We start from the raw sequence: 16,840 nt of genomic DNA on the forward strand, positions 1-16,840 counted from the left end.
CCATCCGGCCACTAGCCCTTCCGGCCCATTCACGACAACCCCTGCGGTGCTAGATTCGGGTCCATGCCCGATTCCGGGTACCCATTCACACTCCAGGGGATAAGGATGCTGATCCGTCGAACCTCTTTGGCAGCGGCTGTTGCCGTTGCCACCGTCGGCCTGCTGGCCGCTGGCCCGGCGCTTGCCGATTACGCGAAGCCGCCGGAACACCTGCTCAAGGTGCTGAAGGCGCCGCCGCCGCCGGCACCGAACGTGGCCCCGGGCGGCCAGCGCCTGCTGCTGACTACCGCGCAGACCTACCCGTCGATCAGCCGTGTCGCCCAGCCGTACCTGAAGCTGGCCGGCGTGCGCCTGGAGCCGAAGAACCGCAGCCGCCATGACACACCCGGTGGCTACGGCATTCCGGCCTGCGTGGCCGACTTCACCCTGGTCGATATCGCCAGCGGCAAGGAGACCAAGGTCAACCTGCCGCAGGGCTGCGCGACCGGCGCGCTGTGGTCGGCCGATGGCAGTCATTTCGCGTTCCAGAACGCAGTCGATACCAGCGTGCAGCTGTGGGTGGGTGATGCGGCCACCGGGCAGGTGAAGCAGATCCCGAACGTGCAGCTGAACCCGATCTTCGGCAACACCGTGCAGTGGCTGGGTGGCAGCCAGAACCTGCTGGTGAAGCTGGTGCCGGCCAACCAGGGCCCGGCGCCGTCCAACGGTGGCGTGCCGACCGGTCCGGATGCGCAGGAGTCGCTGGGCAGCAGTGGCGAGAGCAGCACCTACGAAGCCCGCGACACGCTGACCAGCGTCCATGACGAGAAGCTGTTCGCGTACTACGGCGCCTCGCAGCTGGCCGTGGTCGATACCGCCGCCAACAGCGTGCGTCCGGTCGGCCAGCCGGCGCTGTTCAACGACGTCAGCGCCGCGCCCGATGGCGTGCACGTGCTGACCGAGTCGATCAAGGCGCCGTACTCGCATGCGGTGACCTACCAGCGCTTCGCCAACGACGTGGCCGTGCTGGATATCGCCAGCGGCAAGTCCACGCCGATCGCCAGCCTGCCGCTGGCCGACCGCGTGCCGGTGCACGGCGTACCGGAAGGCCCGCGTGGCTTCGATTGGCGTGCCACCGATCCGGCCACCCTGGTCTATGCCGAAGCGCTGGACAAGGGCGACTGGAAGGTCAACGTGCCGCATCGCGATCGCGTGCTGATGCTGAAGGCGCCGTTCAACGGCAAGCCGACCGAAGTCACCCGTACCGCGCAGCGTTTTGAAGGCTTCGCGTGGTCCGCCGATCCGTCCGTGGCGTTCCAGTTCGAGAACGACGAGAACCGCCACTGGATGCAGACCCGCATCGTCGATGTGGACCAGCCGAAGAAGGAAGGCCGCCTGCTGTGGGACATGTCCAGCGATGAGCTGTACGGCAACCCCGGCAACCTGGTCTTTACCCGCCTGCCGAATGGCGCGCAGGTCGTGCGCCGTGAGGGCAACCATGTGTTCCTCAGCGGCCGTGGCGCCTCGCCGCAGGGCGACCGTCCGTTCCTGGACCGCCTGGACCTGGGCACGCTGAAGAGCGAGCGCCTGTTCCGCAGCAGTGCCGACGCCTACGAACAGTTCCTCGGTTTCAGCAACGCGCCGGGGCGCTACCTGACCTGGCACCAGTCGGTGATCGATCCGCCGAATGCCTTCATCCGTCAGCAGGGCGAAGCAGTAGCTGACGCGAAGACCGGCGAGGCGCAGTTCGCGTCCACCGCGACCGCGCTGACCAAGCTGGTTGACCCGACCCCGGAAGTGCGCCAGATCAAGAAGCAGCTGGTGACCTACAAGCGTGCCGACGGCGTGGATCTGTCGTTCACCTTGTACACGCCGCCGGGTTACAAGGAGGGCCAGCGCGTGCCGGCGATCCTGTATGCGTACCCTGCCGACTTCGCCAATGCCGCGCAGGCCGGCCAGGTGTCCGGTTCGCAGCAGACCTTCACCCGCCTGCAGCCGTACCGCCTGATGCTGCTGGCCGGCTACGCGATCATCGACAACGCCTCGTTCCCGATCGTGGGTGACCCGAAGAACGCCTACGACACCTACCTGGAGCAGCTGGAAGCCGACGCCAAGGCGGCGGTGGACAAGGCCGTGGACATGGGCGTGGTCGACCGCAACCGCATCGGCGTGACTGGTCACAGCCACGGCGGCCTGATGACCGCCAACCTGATCGCGCACACCAAGCTGTTCAAGGCCGGTGTGGCGACCAGCGGTTCGTACAACAAGACCTTCACCCCGTTCGGCTTCCAGAACGAACGCCGCTCGGTCTGGCAGGCGCAGGACGTGTACCTGAAGGCCTCGCCGTTCTTCTATGCCGACAAGATCAAGCTGCCGCTGCTGCTGGTCCACGGCGAGGACGACGCCAACCCGGGCACCGAGCCGTTCCAGTCGCGCAAGCTGTACCAGGCGATCCGTGGCAACGGTGGTACCACCCGCCTGGTGATGCTGCCGAACGAACCGCACTGGTACACCGCATTGGAATCGAACGAGCAGCTGGTGGCGGAAATGTTGAACTGGTTCGACACCTACGTGAAGAACGCCAAGTAGCGTCGAGCCTGCTCGACCGCTTTGCAGAAGGCCGCCTTCGGGCGGCCTTCCTGCATCCTGCTGTAGAGCCGAGCCCACGCTCGGCTATCCGTTGGCCTGTAAACAGTTGCAGGTGCTATGCAATCAACTGTGGAGACTCGGTAACGACGTGTTACCGGCACATTCGCACGCCGCGCAAATGGTCTAGGCTGAACCTGATAGCTCGTTCCAGGTCGGTGCAATGAAAGCCATCCTTCTTGCTGCAACGTTGTCCTTGGTCCTGGTCTCAACTGCAGGTGCGCAGCCATTGCCCACCGAATTGGCGCAGCTGGGCATCATCGCCGGCATGCCCTACGCCAAGGCCAAGCGCCTGCTGGATGCCGCAGGCTGGCGGGCAAAACTTGCGCAGGGCGCGCTGGAATCGCTGGACGGCTTTCCGGAAGTCGGATGCCGGAAGGACGGAAAGCAATGTGCGACGACCTTCGAAAAGGACGGTCAACAGATCGCGGTGCGGCTGGGCACTACCCTGGCAGGGCAGCCGTTCGTGCAGAGCGCTGACTGAGTACCCGCCCTCACGCCAGCGGTAGGCGGTCCTGCGCGTGCGACAGCCGGTCATGCAGGTCGCACACATGTTCTGCCTTGGCATGCACCCGGGTGGTATCGCCGAAACTGCGTAGATAAGCGCAGGCCGCGAAGCCGGCGCTCTTCTTTTCGTACTCCGCAATCCAGGCCAGCCGATCCGGATTGTTGGTCTGTTCGGCTGACCACGCGGCGACCGGCGGGCGGATGCGATAACGCAGGCCGACGCGCCACGGCTTCGGTGTCAGCCGCGCACGGAAGCAGTGCTGCAGTCGGCACATGCGCGCGTACAGGGTATCGGTGCCCAGTGCCTTGAAGAACGCCTGCAGCTGCTCGTCCTCGGGCGAGAAGGTGGCATGCATCGCCAGCACGCGCAGTCCCGCAGGCGTGCGGTAAGCGCGCAGATGCCAGTCGGGGTGTTGTTCGCTGAAGACTTCCACGCGCCGCAGCGCAAGCCCTTCGGCACCCCCTGCGGCCGCCAGACGCTGCCTGCGGCGCAACAGCAATGCGGCATTGACCAGAACCACCGCCGCTCCGCCCAGCACCAGCCCCACCAGCCAGTGCCACAGCAGCGTGCCGGTGACGGCGCCGGCCAGCAGCACGATCGCCGCAACGATGGCCGGCATCACGCAGCCGGCTGGCGGCTGCGCATGGTCGATGTCGGCGAACAGCACGTCCGGGCTGTTGAGGCACAGTGCGCCATAGCTGTTGCGGGTGATGACGACGTCGCCGTCGCGCTGCACGATCTGCTCGCGGATCGGCACGCCCTCCACGCCGTAGTTGCTGCGTACTCCGCGGCGCGGCAGCGCCTGCCCGGCGAGGATGGCATTGAGGGCTTCGTTGGCGCGGCGGTCGGCGTGCACCTGCGCCTCTGCAGGGCCTTCGTCGGACCAGCCGAAGCGGCGCACCACCACCGGCCGGCCACGGAAGCGGGCCTGCAGGCGGGCTTCAGCCCAGTACGCGGGAACGATCATCATCGCGGGGTGCTCCATCTTCCGTGGCAGGTGCCGAATCGAGTCTGGCACAGCGCCGGGGTGCCCGCATCTGCTTGCTGCGGCGGCCGGGCCGGGGTGATAGATTGCGCGCTTCGCCTGCACTCCACCAAGGACGGAGCGATGTCCATGATCCTGCGCGGCCTGTTGGCCCTGGCCTGTGCCGGGGCAGTTGGCATGGCCACGGCGGCGGTACCGGCCGGGCCTCAGATTGTCACTGACGATGTCAGTCGCTTCTACGCGCTGTACGACAACGCAGGTGGCAAACCCAGCGTTGCGCAGTTGCGTGGATACATGGCCGAGGGTTCGGCGGGCCTGGCCGAGCTGGCGAAGGCGCGCCGGGTCACCCCCGAGCGCATTGCCGAGTCCATCGCCATCCAGCCGGAACTGTATGCGCAGGGACGAAGCTGCCTGGCCGAACTGCCAGCGGTGAAACAACGCCTGACGCAGGTGTTTTCCAACCTGCAGGCCATCTACCCGCAGGCCGCGTTTCCGCCGGTGACTATCGCAGTCGGCCGTGGCCGTCCGGTCGGGCTGACCTCGAAAAGCGGGGTGATCATCGGCCTGGAAGCGCTGTGCGCAGCCGATTTCATGAATCCCAATGTGCAGGACCGCTTCGTCCACGTGATCGCGCACGAGTACGTGCACATCCAGCAGACCGGCCTGACCGACTTCGAGCCGGGCGACCCGCATGCGACGGTGCTGCGTGTTTCGCTGGGGGAGGGCATCGCCGAGTTCATCGCCGAACTGATTTCCGGCAACGTCGGCAACGGGCGCCACGCGGCCTGGACCCGTGGCCGGGAAGTGCATATCGAAAGCGCGTTCGCGCTGGATCTGGACAGCACCGATCTGTCGCCGTGGCTGTACAACTACAAGCCAGGCTCGCAGGAACCTTACGACCTGGGGTACTGGGTGGGCTACCGCATCGCCAAGGCCTATTACCTGCAGGCCAAGGACAAGCGTGATGCGGTGCGTGCGCTGATCCAGCAGGACAACCCGAAGGCGATCCTCGCTGCCAGCGGCTGGACGCCGGGCATGTGGATGCCGGCGAAAGTCACGGGTGTGGCGGCGCGTACGGCTGCACGCTGAGCACAGGGCGGGGCGTTAGACTGCGGAAGATGATTTCAGGAGTACCCGCATGCGTGGATCTGTTGAGCTTGCCGCTGCCACCGTCGTGACGCTGGGCCTCGCGTTGGCTTCTCCGCTGGGCGCTGCAGAAGCCGTCGCAGTCAATCCGCTGCTGCAGACGCCGATCGACCAGCTGCGCCCCGACGAAGTTCGTTTCATGCAGCAGCGCCTGGCCGATTGGCCGCAGCTGCAACGCTATCGTGACGCGAACGCGCGACTGCCTGCGGCAGTGCCGGGCCAGCCACGCGTAGTGTTCTTCGGTGACTCCATCACCGAGGGCTGGGGCAGGGAAGGCAGTGCCGGTTTCTTCCCCGGCAAGGGCTGGCTCAACCGCGGCATCAGTGGCCAGACCACGGCGCAGATGCTGGTGCGTTTCCCGCAGGACGTGCTGGCACTGAAGCCACAGGTGGTGGTGATCCTGGCCGGCACCAACGACATCGCCGGCAATACCGGCCCATCCACGCAGGCGATGATTGAAGACAACCTGCATGCGATGGTGGACCTGGCGCGTGCACATGGCATCGCCGTGGTGCTGTCGTCGGTGCTGCCGGTCAGCGACTATCCGTGGCTGCCGGGCACAACGCCAGCGCCGAAGGTGCGCGCATTGAACACGTCATTGAAGCGCTATGCCGGCACGAAGCATGTGGTCTATCTGGACTACTACACGCCGATGTCCAATGCCGCCGGTGGACTGGATCCGCAGCTGGCCGAGGACGGCGTGCATCCCACGGCGAAGGGCTATGCGGTGATGGCGCCGTTGGCCGAAGCGGCGGTCAAGCGCGCGCTGCAGCAGAAGTAGCTCCCGCGGGCAGACTCGCCAGCAACCACTCGCAGAAACTGATCACCAGCGGATCGGCCGCGCTGTCCTCATGCACCAGCCAGCTCCAGCGCGGGCCGCGCACCCGTGCCTCATCCAGCGGATGCAGCAGGCCTTGATCGCAGGCGCGGGCCGCCAGCAGCTCACTGACCAGCGCGATGCCCAGCCCTTGGCAGGCGGCATCCAGCAGCTGCCCGGGCTCGGAGAAATTCATGCCTTCGCGGCGCTGGCCGACATCGGCGCCACCCTGTACCTGCCACTGGCTCCAGTCCATCTCGCGCTCGCCATGCAGGGTGAGGCGTTCGTGCGCGGGCGTGGCCAGAAGGTCGGGATGGCAGGCCGGAAAGAGGCGATCCTGCAGCAGCACGCGATGCTGGCACTGCGCCTGTGAGTCGAGGTCATCGCGTACCGCCACGTCCAGCGTCTGCGTGCTCATATCCGGCGCGTCCTCGCTGGTCAGCAGCCACAGGTCGGCGTCGGGATGCAGGCGATGGAAGGTGGCCAGGCGCGGTACCAGCCAATGCCGGGCAAAGGCCGGGCTGGTGTTGACGATCAGTTGATTCGGCTTGCGGTACTGATCGAGCCGGCGGATGCCACTGGCCAGCTGCCGCAGCAGGGACTGGGTGGTTTCCAGCAGGTCGATGCCGGCGTCGGTGAGGGTGACGCTGCGGCCCTGCCGGAAGAACAACGGCTGCTGCAGCGAGGCTTCCAGGCCCCGGATCTGCTGGCTGATGGCCGACTGGGTCAGATGCAGTTCCTCGGCGGCCCTGTGGAAACTACCCAGGCGGGCGGCGGCCTCGAAACCACGCAACGCGTTCAGCGGTGGCCAATGCTTGAGCATTTCAGGTAAGTAAAACTGTTCAATTGATAGCTGAATCTATCGTTTGTTCTTATGGATGGGCAAGCGCAGGATAGCTTCCGTCCCCACACCGGCCCTGGAGCCCGTCATGAGCAGCCGTCGTCACTTCCTCACCCAGCTGGCGGGCGCCGCCGGTCTTGGCGGCCTGGCCGCCCTCGGTCTGGCGGGGCTGCCGGCTCGCGTATCCGCAGCGGGGCCAGCTGCGGGCACCTGGCGCATGCCGGACGAGCACGGGCCGCAGGAACGTGTCTTTCTGGCCTTCGCCGCGCAACCGCGGGTGTGGGGCGCGCAGGCCGATGCGGTGAACACCGCCGTGGCACGGCTGGCCCGCACCATCGCCTGCCACCAGCCGGTCAGCGTGCTGTGCCGCCCGGCGCAGCTGAAGCAGGCGCAGGACCGCTGCGGCCGCGACAACATCGAGTTCCTCGAGGTGCCGCTGGACGACATCTGGGTGCGCGATTACGGCGGGTGCTTCGTCACCGATGGCCGGGGCGGACTGGGACTGGTCGACTTCAACTTCAATGGCTGGGGTGGCAAGCAGAGCGCACGCAACGATGGCGCGGTGGCGCCCTGGCTGGCGCAGGTGACCGGCGCGACGCTGCTGGAAAGCGATCTGGTGGGCGAGGGCGGTGGCATCGAAGTCGATGGCCATGGCACCGCCATCCTCACCGAGAGCTGCTGGGTGAACCGCAACCGTAATCCGGACTGGTCGCGCGCGGAGATCGAGGCCGAGCTGAAGTATCACCTGGGCCTGCGCAAGGTGATCTGGCTGCCCGGCATCGCCGGCGAGGACATCACCGACGCGCATGTGGATTTCTATGCGCGCTTCGTGCGCCCGGGTGTAGTGATTGCCAACCTGGACAATGATCCGGAGTCCTACGACTACGACCTGACCCGCGAACATCTACAGATCCTGCGCGAGGCCACCGATGCCGATGGCCGTCGCCTGCAGGTGCATACGCTGCCGCCGCCGCTGGACGGGCGCGACAACGTGCATACCCGCGACAACGACGATCTGGCGACGGGCTATATCAACTACCTGCCGATCAACGGCGCGGTGGTCGCGCCGCAGTTCGGTGACGACGCAGCCGATGGCTACTGCCGTGAACTACTGGAAGACATGTATCCCGGTCGCGTGATCGAACAGGTGGATATCGATGCGATCGCCGGTGGCGGAGGTGGCATCCACTGCGTGACCAAGAACATGCCGAAGATAGGGTGACGTGCCTCAGGCATCGTCCAGCTTCAACGCGGCATCGGCCGCCAGCAACGCCTCGGCGGCTGCACTGAGCGACGGCGACGGTGGGGCGACTACGCCGATCGCTTCCATCATCTTCGGCATGCCCAGGAACTGACGTGCGCGACGGTCGTAGATGCCGGTGACCAGCAGCGCACGTGTGGCGATCTTCTGCTCGGGCCCGATCAGCACGCGCTGCTCCATGATGCCGCGCGAGCCGACCCAGCCCACCAGGCGCGTTTCCAGGGTGAAGCGCTGGAACGGCTTGAGTTCGCGGCGGAACTGGATGGTGCCGGCGCCGACAATCGGCGCCCACTTCTCGCGCAGTGCCACCCGGCCCAGGCCCATGCGCAGGATCAGGTCCAGCCGGCCCAGATCGAAGATGTTCCAGTAGCGGCCGTTGGTCATGTGCAGGTTGCTGTCCAGGTCATTGGGCAGTACCCGGAACTGCAGCCGCGAGACCCCGAACGGCGCTTCCAGCTTCGGCCGGAACAGGCTGCACAGCAGCAGGTGGAGCAGGCGGAACCAGAGATTCATGGTTATGACGACTGTTATAAAATCGCCGATACGCTAATCTATGACGACTGTCTTAGCAAGGAGCCTGCCGTGAGCCCGCGCCCCTCTGATGCGCCACAACGCGTGATTGATGCTGCGGCACAGATGCTGGCGCGCGTAGGCCTCAATGCCACCAGCATCCGTGAGGTGACCAAGCTGGCCGAGGCCCCGCTGGGCTCGACCTACCACCATTTTCCCGGCGGCAAGCAGGAACTGCTGGCGCGCGCCACCCACATGGCTGGAGACAAGGTGGAAGCGCTGCTGGTGGAGCTGCTGAAGGGCGGGGCGGTGCAGGGCCTGCAGCAGTTCCTGGCAATGTGGCGCGAGCGCCTGCTGCGCTCCGGGTTCCGCGCTGGTTGCCCGGTACTGGCCGCTGCGGTGGAGGAGCCGGTGGAGGCAGTGCCGAGCCAGCCTCGTGCGGCAGCTGCTGAAGTGTTCGCACGTTGGCAGGGCCATCTGGCCGCAGCGTTCATCGCCGACGGCCACGATCCGGTCGCCGCGGGCGGGCTGGCCAATCTGGTGATTGCCAGCGTGGAAGGTGCGGTGGCGATGTGCCGTGCACTGCAGGACATCGCTCCGTTCGACCAGGTGGCCGCGCAGTTGCTGAAGGCCGCCGCGCCTCCTTGATACGGCTGCACGGTAGCGGGAGACTCGGCGCAGGCCCTGACTGGACGCCGCCGTGGACGAATTGCACTGCCGCCATTTGATCGAACACTACCTGCAGGCCTACAACCGCTTCGACATCGACGCCATGCTGGCGGTGCTGGCGCATGACGTGCGTTTCGAGAACCACAGCGGTGGCCAGCTGACGATGGTCACCGAAGGCATCGATGCCTTTGGCGAACTGGCACGGCAATCGGCACCGTTGTTCCGCGAGCGCGAGCAGCGGTTGCTCGAGCTGACCTTCAATGATGGCGTGGTGCTGGCCAGCATCGGCTGGCGTGGCGTGTTCGCGCAGGACATTCCCGATGGTCCCAGCGCGGGCACGGAACTGGCACTGCAGGGACACAGCGAGTTCGCTTTTGAGGACGGTCGCATCGTGCGGATCGTCGACCGCAGTTGATGATCGATGGCCTCGGCCCGTCGTCTGGACAGCGGCCCCGGCCGCGGTAGAATCCGCGCAACACCACCCACGCGTGCCCGGCAAGGATGTCCGCATGCTGTATCAGGTTCTTGAGCTTCCCTGCTCCACGATCCGCGGCATCCGGTGGCGCCGATGAAACACACCCGTTTCTTTGCGCGGAGCCCGCTGAAGTTGCCGGTGAACCGCGCCGGTGAGCTTGTGCGCGCGCGACAACACCTGCAGGAACGCGGTTGGCCACGCCTGCAGATGGCGCTGATCGTAGCCCTGACCGGTGCGGCCGGTTTCCTTGCCTCGCACCTGCTGCGTCTGGCCGGTATCGACGCGATGCTGCTTCGCTACCCGATGGCCGTATTGCTGGCCTATGGCGTGTTCCTGCTGCTGATGTGGATCTGGATCCGCTGGCGCTGGGACAACGTGCTGGACGGCCTGTCGCCGGATGTGGGCAGCGGCAGCCCTTCGCCTCGCGGAGGTGCCGTGGAATCACCGTGGAGCGGCGTCGGTGGCCGTTCTGGAGGTGGCGGCGCGTCAGCTTCGTGGAATGAGTCGGCGCAGGTCGGCGGCGGCGATGCCGGTGAGCTGCCGTTGACCGGCCTGGCCGAAGACGAAGCGGGCCTGCCGTTGCTGGCGATCCTCGGCATCGTCGCGCTGGTGGCGACCGTCCTGCTGGCGAGCGTGTGGGTGGTGTGGTCGGCGCCGGTGCTGATGGCCGAACTGCTGGTGGACGCCGCCATCGCCGGTGGCCTGTATCGGCGCATGCAGGGCATGCACGAGCAGGGGTGGTGGCGGGTATGCGTGACGCACACGATCTGGCCGCTGCTCGGCCTGCTGCTGTTCTTCGTGGTGCTGGGCTGGCTCGCGCAGGAACTCGCGCCAGATGCGACCCATCTGCTGCAGGTCATTCAAGCGCTGTAGCGCCACTTTCCCGGCCGATATCCCAACCTGCTTCATTTCTTCCAGGAACTTCATGCGACAGCGCATTGCAGGGAAACGCGTCCTGGGCACAACGGTCGTTCTATCGATGGTTGCAGTCGTAGCGCTGATCGCCAGCGTGCGCCCGCAATGGCGGCAGGCAGTCGGCCCACCTCCGATCAATCTGGGAACGGCACGGATGCAGGCCGAAGTGATGGCAGAGCTCATCGACCTGCGACCGACACCACCAGGGAAGCCGCCGGAACCACCGATTCCAATCAAGGGAATCTTCTCCCCGATGCTGACCGGTAACAGTGGATCCGCGACCGCGGCAGTGCCGCTGGAAGATGTCGCGCCAGCACACTTCGAGCCGCGCGGCTGGCAGCCCGACATGCCATTTGCCGTGATGGAATGGACTGCGCCTACCTGCGGCGAAGGAGACCCCGCCCCTGTCTGCCAGGTTCGTCACAGCGTCGTGGAATGGCGTGATAATGACAGTGCAGCGTCCTTTCAACTGCAGCAGCATCTGGAGTCGATGCTGCAGGTTGTGAACCGCCGGGCTGTACGGGTACCCGACCTCGCGTTTGAGCTTGCGCATGTGCGGGCGCAGCGGATGACGTGGGACGAACTTCAGGACCGACGCGCGCGCGGTATCGAGGGATGCAAGGGTGGTCCGGGCAATACCGATCTGGGCGTTGTCTATCTGCAGCGTCCTGTGTTCAGCCTGGACGGGAACTGGGCAATGGCATCGATCGCCTCGGATCTGTGCAGCGGCGGAACGGGTATGCGCGGCCTCTACCTTCTGCACCGCAGGAATGGCGGATGGGAGCGCATTCGAGTGGAGCCTGTCCGCCATATGAGCTTTGGACACGGCCTGTGGCCCGCGTTGCCGGAGTCGTGATGACAGATACCTCGTTCAAGCCAGACCGTGACTGCCAACAACGGATCGCCTGGCGACGCATTGCATCGCTGGCGGCGGCGCTGTCGGCTTTGGCTCTCATGGCCGGGATCTGCAGCCTGCGCCCGAGGTGGCAGCAGGAGATCGGTCGGCTACCGATCAACCTGGGAACGGCGCAGATGCAGGCTGAGGCGATGGCGCTGGCGATCCGGCAGATGCCGCCATTCCCCCTTCCACCCGCATTGCCGCAGCCAACGCCAGTTCTGCCAACGTCGCTGAGCGAGGTGCCCACCGCACCGCAGACGCCGTCCACGCGCGTTGATCGATGGGGCCCGCAGGAGCAGCCGCAGTTGACCGACCCGGCGGGGGAGGACATCTACGTGATGGAGCAGACCTTGCCCTATTGCTGGCCGGGCAGCGGTGCCTCCATCTGCCAGGAGGTGGACGATCTGGTCCTGCCGCTGGACGATTGGTGGCCGCCGGACATCCATGCGCTGCGGTTGCAGCTGCAGGCGGACCTGGTTCCCGCCAATCGCCGGTCCACGCCAGTGCCTGCGGCCGCATTGGCCGGTGCGCAGCGGATGGACAGCGCGGGGCTTCGAGTGCTGCGGGAGCAGGGGTGCGGGGCAACGGTGCATGGGCCGACTCGGACATACGACCACGTCGCCTATCTGACCCGGCCCGTTTTCAGCGTCGATGGGCAGTGGGCTATGATCGCGGTCGCCTGGGATTCGTGTTCCGGCGATTTCGTCTACCGGGAGCTTGTCGTGCTGCATCGGGAACAAGGACGCTGGATGGCCGAACCCCCGGAACGGGGTCTGGGCGGCGTATGGGACGGCCGCATACTGCGGCCCTGGACGTACAACCACTGACGAGGAAGAGCGCATGGATGTCGCTGCACGCAGGAACAGGACGTTGTTTCGTTGGATCATGGTGACGCTGTTGGCGGTACTGATGCCGTTTGCAGCACTGGCGCAGCCCGCAGCCGGGCAGGCCGATGGCGCCGAAGCCGCCACTGCCGCGGAAGAGGCCCAATGCCGCGCCTGCAGCTATGAGCGTATCGGGCCCAAGATCGATATCGGACTGGTTGCACTGGTGTCGCTGCTGGTGGTGGGCTTGCTGGTAGCGGTGTCCCGCGAGTGGGGCACCACGTCGCAGCGCTGGACCTGCCGCACGCTGGCCCTGCTGCTGGTGGGTGTCGGCGTGGCGTTGCTGTGGTGGGCTGGCAGCGTCGTCTACCTGGGCTACAACCCGTGGCAGGAAATGGCCGCCCCTGTCGATGGCTCGCTCACCTCGACACTGCTCAACACCTCACCGAAGTGGCTGGCGGCGCTGGTGTTGATTGGTTTCGCACCTTCCATCTGGAAGCGCAGCGAGCGCCTGCCGGCCTGGCGTATCGGCTGACCCTGGAACGACGGCGCCGGCTCACATCCGGCGCCGCCTGCGGTAATCAGTCAAAGCGCCAGCGCACGCCCGCATAGACGCCACGCCCATCGCCCGGAGTCGAGCGTGCGACATCCTTGCCGGCGTCGTCGTAGCCCGGCGTGACCGTGGCGGCGTAGTGGCGGTTGCCGATGTTGCGCATCTCCGCCCAGGCCTGCCAGCGGCCACCGGGTGCGTCGTAGCCGATGCGGCTGCCGAAGATCACATGGCTGTCGGCCCAGTAGCTGTTGGCGTAGTCCACCGCGATGCGCGAGGCGTATTCGGTGTTCAGCGCCGCGTACAGGCCGGACGCGTGATCGAAGCGCAGCTCGGCCTGGTAGCTGTGGCGCGGCAGGCCAGGCAGGCGGTTGCTGCCGAAGCGTGCATCGTGGCGATAACGGAAATCACTGAAGGTGTACGTCTGGCGCAACGACAGGCGCCCCGGCGCGGCCTGCCACAGTGTGCTGTCCAATCCGGCTTCGATGCCACGGTGCACGGTGGCGCTGGCGTTGTTCTCTGCGATGAACAGGTTCGGTACCGGCTGCAGCTCCACGCTCAGCAGCTCGTGGTTGACGTGCGCGTAGTAGCCGGTCAATTCCCAGCGGCCCAGCGCCGCGTCGCCGCGCGCACCCAGTTCCAGCGTGGTGGCGGTCTGGTTCTGCATCGGCACCGGCGCGCGCTGGCGGCCGGTAGACGGGCCATTGCCCGGCCCGAAGTACTGGTTCGAGCCCCAGATCATCGACCACGGATGCGGCGCTTCCACCGAGCGGCTGAGGTTGCCGAACCACTGGGTCTGGGCGTTGTGCTGCCAGGTGAAGCCCAGTCGCGGCGCATAGTCCCAGTCGTGGTCGCGCGGACGGCCGCCGCTGCTCGGCCAGGTCACCTGCACATCGCGGCGGGTGTTGATCAGTGCCAGCCCGGTCTGCATGCGCAGGCGGTCATTGAAGGTGAGGGTATTGCCGACGTGCAGCGTGCTGTCGGTGCCGTGGTGGCGGAAGTCACGCGTGCGCGTACCGGCGGCATAGCCGTTGTTGGCAAAGCGCAGCGACTCGCGCACATCGGCGTCCAGATCGTGGGTGATGCGCAGACCGACCGTGGTTTCGCTGTCCAGGCCGAACAGCTGGTGGCGGCGGCGGTAGTCCAGCGTGGCGTTGAGGTTGGCGTAGTCCAGCTGCTGCCGGTACAGGCTCTCGTTCAAGTCCATCGGGTACGTGTGATAGACCAGCCCGGCCTGCAGCGAGGAGTCCTCATCGATCTGCAGCGTGGTGACGTTGCCCACCCAGGTGCTGCCCGGCTGCGGGCGGCGCGCATCGATGGCCAGGTTGGCCGCATTCGCGGCGCGTGGATCGTTGCGGATCTGATCGCGGGTCAGGCGGCCGGGCGTTTCATGATTCGTTTCGCGATAGCGCACGAAGAAACGCGTCTGCAGGTCGGGCGTGATCTGCCAGCCGATGTTGGCCATCGCACCCTTGCCGTCGCCGCGCGCATGGCGCTGGTAGCCGTCGAATTCGGTATCGGTGTAGGCCAGGAAGTAGTCGAAATCACCACTAACGCCGCCCCAGCTGATGCCCCGCTTCTGGTAGCCACGGCTGCCGGCTTCGTAGTGCAGCTGCACGCCGGCCGAATCACGACCGCTGCGGCTGACGTAGTCGATGGCACCGCCCAGCGCCAGCGCGCCGCGCTCGAAGCCGTTGGCGCCGCGCAGCACTTCCACGCGTGACAGCCACAGCGGTTCCAGCAGCTCGTAGGGCGTGCCGCCGGGGCCGGTCAGTGGCAGGCCGTCGATCGACACGGCGATGCCCGAGGCGTGCGCACCCGGGCCACGGTTGATGCCCGAGCCACGGATCGAGATCTTGGTGCCTTCGTTGCCCGGCGATTGCGCGCTGATGCCCGGCTGGTAGGCCAGCACATCGGCACTGCTGGACAGTCGGCTGTTGGCCTTGGACACGTCGATGACGTTGCTGGCGCCGGGCACGCGCTTCAGCGCCTCGCGTGCCTGCGTGCTGGCATCGGCAGCAGCGGTGACCTGCACGGCATCCAGCGTGGTGGCCTGCGGGGCTGCAGTGGCGGTGGAGGAAAGGCCGAGGGAAACGGCCAGGAACAGCAGCGAGGGGGTGGGGCGGTACGACGAGAGCGACATGCGGGAATGCTGTAAACCACTAAAGTGGCGCGCAAGTTAACAGGTCGCGAGCGGTACGTCACCCATCACCGGCGTATGGGGGCTGGTGCGCCTGTAGAGCCGAGCCCATGCTCGGCTGCTTTTTTACGGAGCCGAGCATGGGCTCGACTCTACAGCAGGGTTTACTGCGAAGGCTTCGCCAGCGCCTTGGCCTTCGCGTACAGCGCCTTGGCAGTCTCCGCATCCCCCAACGCTGCATGGCACTCCGCCAAGCTGTCCCACACATTGGCCGAATCCGGATACAACTCGGCGTTGAGCGCGAACACCTTCAATGCCCTGCGTGCACCCAGGCTCTCGCGGATGGCATAGCCATCGGCATTGATCGCACGCTCCAGTTCATCGGTCGCAATGCCGCTGCTGTCACGCAACCATGTGCGCAGGGCTGGTGCAGCGCCTGCATCATCATCCAGCGCATAGGCAATCAAGCGTTCGGACAACACCGCATGCGGAAATTCCTTCGGTGCGGCCACCGCCATCGTGCTTTCCACCAGCGTGCTCGACCACACATTGCGCGCACTGCCATTGGTCAGGTACACGAATACCCAGTAGCCATTCGCCAGCGTGCCCTTGTAGGCCAGCCGCGCACGCACGCGGGTACCGCCATCGTGACCGACCTGGGTGTAGCCATCGCTGCGCACGGTATCCCAGCCGGTGGAGAAGAAATTGTTGCCGCCACCGGCCAGTTTCTGCGGCTGCCAGAGTTTTTCCAGGGTCGCCGTGCGCACCAGCTTGCCGGTCGCAAGCGCCTGCAGGAAACGGTTCATGTCGCCTACGGTGGTCTGCAGATCGGCATGGCCCCAGCCGTAGCCCGGCCAGGGATCTTCATTGGCCGGTTGCAGGTGGCCGTCCTTGCCGATGTAAGGCACCGCCGCGCGCTTGGCTGGCACGCTGGTGACGCCCCATGAGGTGCTGGTCATCTTCAATGGCTGCAGGATGCGTTCGCGCGCGATGGCCGGGTAGGGCTTGCGGTAGTGCGCTTCCAGCAAGGCGGTCAGCACCAGGTAATTGGCCTGGGTGTACTGCACGCGGCTGCCGGTGGCGAACTGCATCGGTGCCGCGCCGGCCACCTTCAGTGCAGCGCCAAGGTCAGGGGCCACACCGGCGTAGCCCTTGCTCACCCAGCGGTTGTCCACGCGGTCGTAGTACTCGCCGATACCTGAGCTGTGGTTGAGGAAATCGCGCACGTGGATCGCCTGCCATGCAGTGGGCAGGTCCTGCACATAGCGACTGGCCGGCGCATCCAGATCCACCTTGCCCTGGTCCACCAACTGCATCACCAGCGTGCTGGTCAGCAGCTTGGCCATCGACTGCGCGGCGAAGATGGTCTCGACGGCGGCGGGCGCATGGGTAGCGGGATCACGTTCACCGCTGGCGCCCTGGTACAGCACCTGGCCGTTGTGTGCGACCAGCACTGCCTGGCCGGCAATGCCGTAACGCTCGCGGTTGGCCTTCAGCTGGGTGTCGAGCTGATTGGAAAGATCGCCGGCAGTTTCAAGCGCCGAAACGGGTGGGATCGCAAACAGCGTGCAGAGCAATGCAGCAGCCAGGGTGCGGTACATCGCGGTGATCCGTCAGCGGTGATGGCGCATGTTGGTCAGCGACGGGCATTGGGTCAAGCATGTAGAGCCGAGCCC

General features: G+C 66.1%; 16 protein-coding genes. 11 read left to right on the forward strand and 5 right to left on the reverse strand.

The genetic code is table 11. The annotated features are described in order from the left end of the window. Positions 1-105 precede the first annotated feature (105 nt). Together N5D20_RS12750 and N5D20_RS12755 are read left to right on the forward strand one after the other, a co-directional pair. Positions 106-2,568, forward strand: a complete 2,463-nt coding sequence (locus N5D20_RS12750) for a prolyl oligopeptidase family serine peptidase (protein WP_197578960.1) — start codon at positions 106-108, stop codon at positions 2,566-2,568. Positions 2,569-2,788: 220 nt separating this feature from the next. Then, entirely contained in the window at positions 2,789-3,109 is a 321-nt protein-coding gene (locus N5D20_RS12755; RefSeq protein ID WP_197578961.1) for a hypothetical protein, read from the forward strand. 10 nt (positions 3,110-3,119) lie between these two features. Here N5D20_RS12755 and N5D20_RS12760 read toward each other — a convergent pair whose 3' ends face one another. Then, entirely contained in the window at positions 3,120-4,103 is a 984-nt protein-coding gene (locus N5D20_RS12760) for a hypothetical protein (protein ID WP_279915006.1), read from the reverse strand. A gap of 138 nt (positions 4,104-4,241) precedes the next feature. On the opposite strand from N5D20_RS12760, the gene N5D20_RS12765 reads away from it, so the two are divergent. Both N5D20_RS12765 and N5D20_RS12770 read left to right on the forward strand, forming a co-directional pair. Continuing rightward, entirely contained in the window at positions 4,242-5,207 is a 966-nt protein-coding gene (locus tag N5D20_RS12765; protein WP_197578963.1) for a DUF2268 domain-containing putative Zn-dependent protease, read from the forward strand. 49 nt (positions 5,208-5,256) lie between these two features. After that, entirely contained in the window at positions 5,257-6,045 is a 789-nt protein-coding gene (locus N5D20_RS12770; RefSeq protein ID WP_197578964.1) for an SGNH/GDSL hydrolase family protein, read from the forward strand. Here the strand turns inward: N5D20_RS12770 and N5D20_RS12775 are convergent. Further along, positions 6,020-6,904, reverse strand: a complete 885-nt coding sequence (locus tag N5D20_RS12775; protein WP_197578965.1) for a LysR family transcriptional regulator — start codon at positions 6,902-6,904, stop codon at positions 6,020-6,022. The genes N5D20_RS12770 and N5D20_RS12775 overlap by 26 nt on opposite strands. Positions 6,905-7,010: 106 nt before the next feature. On the opposite strand from N5D20_RS12775, the gene N5D20_RS12780 reads away from it, so the two are divergent. Then, positions 7,011-8,144, forward strand: a complete 1,134-nt coding sequence (locus N5D20_RS12780; protein ID WP_197578966.1) for an agmatine deiminase family protein — start codon at positions 7,011-7,013, stop codon at positions 8,142-8,144. Between the two features lie 6 nt (positions 8,145-8,150). On the opposite strand, the gene N5D20_RS12785 is transcribed toward N5D20_RS12780, so the two are convergent. After that, entirely contained in the window at positions 8,151-8,696 is a 546-nt protein-coding gene (locus tag N5D20_RS12785) for a thioesterase family protein (protein ID WP_010480517.1), read from the reverse strand. Positions 8,697-8,765: 69 nt separating this feature from the next. Here N5D20_RS12785 and N5D20_RS12790 point away from each other — a divergent pair, with 69 nt between their 5' ends. From N5D20_RS12790 to N5D20_RS12815, 6 genes are all read left to right on the forward strand, one after another. Further along, positions 8,766-9,341 (forward strand): TetR/AcrR family transcriptional regulator, encoded by a 576-nt coding sequence (locus N5D20_RS12790; protein ID WP_099559561.1) that lies wholly within the window; start codon positions 8,766-8,768, stop codon positions 9,339-9,341. A gap of 52 nt (positions 9,342-9,393) precedes the next feature. Then, entirely contained in the window at positions 9,394-9,777 is a 384-nt protein-coding gene (locus tag N5D20_RS12795) for a nuclear transport factor 2 family protein (protein ID WP_054172097.1), read from the forward strand. Between the two features lie 153 nt (positions 9,778-9,930). Continuing rightward, positions 9,931-10,710, forward strand: a complete 780-nt coding sequence (locus N5D20_RS12800) for a hypothetical protein (RefSeq protein WP_197578968.1) — start codon at positions 9,931-9,933, stop codon at positions 10,708-10,710. Between the two features lie 52 nt (positions 10,711-10,762). Continuing rightward, the gene (locus N5D20_RS12805) at positions 10,763-11,608 is read left to right on the forward strand and encodes an energy transducer TonB (protein ID WP_197578969.1); all 846 of its coding nucleotides are present in this window, start codon (positions 10,763-10,765) and stop codon (positions 11,606-11,608) included. Further along, complete coding sequence (locus tag N5D20_RS12810) at positions 11,608-12,477, forward strand: hypothetical protein (RefSeq protein WP_197578970.1); 870 nt, start codon at positions 11,608-11,610, stop codon at positions 12,475-12,477. The genes N5D20_RS12805 and N5D20_RS12810 overlap by 1 nt, the downstream gene beginning before the upstream one ends. Before the next feature lie 13 nt (positions 12,478-12,490). Next, positions 12,491-13,009 carry a hypothetical protein gene (locus N5D20_RS12815; protein WP_049436713.1) on the forward strand — a complete coding sequence of 173 codons (519 nt, stop codon included), beginning with the start codon at positions 12,491-12,493 and terminating at the stop codon, positions 13,007-13,009. Between the two features lie 46 nt (positions 13,010-13,055). Here the strand turns inward: N5D20_RS12815 and N5D20_RS12820 are convergent, their stop codons facing one another. After that, positions 13,056-15,167 carry a TonB-dependent receptor gene (locus tag N5D20_RS12820; protein WP_197578971.1) on the reverse strand — a complete coding sequence of 704 codons (2,112 nt, stop codon included), beginning with the start codon at positions 15,165-15,167 and terminating at the stop codon, positions 13,056-13,058. 161 nt (positions 15,168-15,328) lie between these two features. Then, positions 15,329-16,765, reverse strand: a complete 1,437-nt coding sequence (locus N5D20_RS12825) for a serine hydrolase domain-containing protein (protein WP_197578972.1) — start codon at positions 16,763-16,765, stop codon at positions 15,329-15,331. Between the last annotated feature and the right edge of the window lie 75 nt (positions 16,766-16,840).

Source organism: Stenotrophomonas sp. GD03877, assembly GCF_029840555.1.
GTDB lineage: Bacteria > Pseudomonadota > Gammaproteobacteria > Xanthomonadales > Xanthomonadaceae > Stenotrophomonas > Stenotrophomonas geniculata.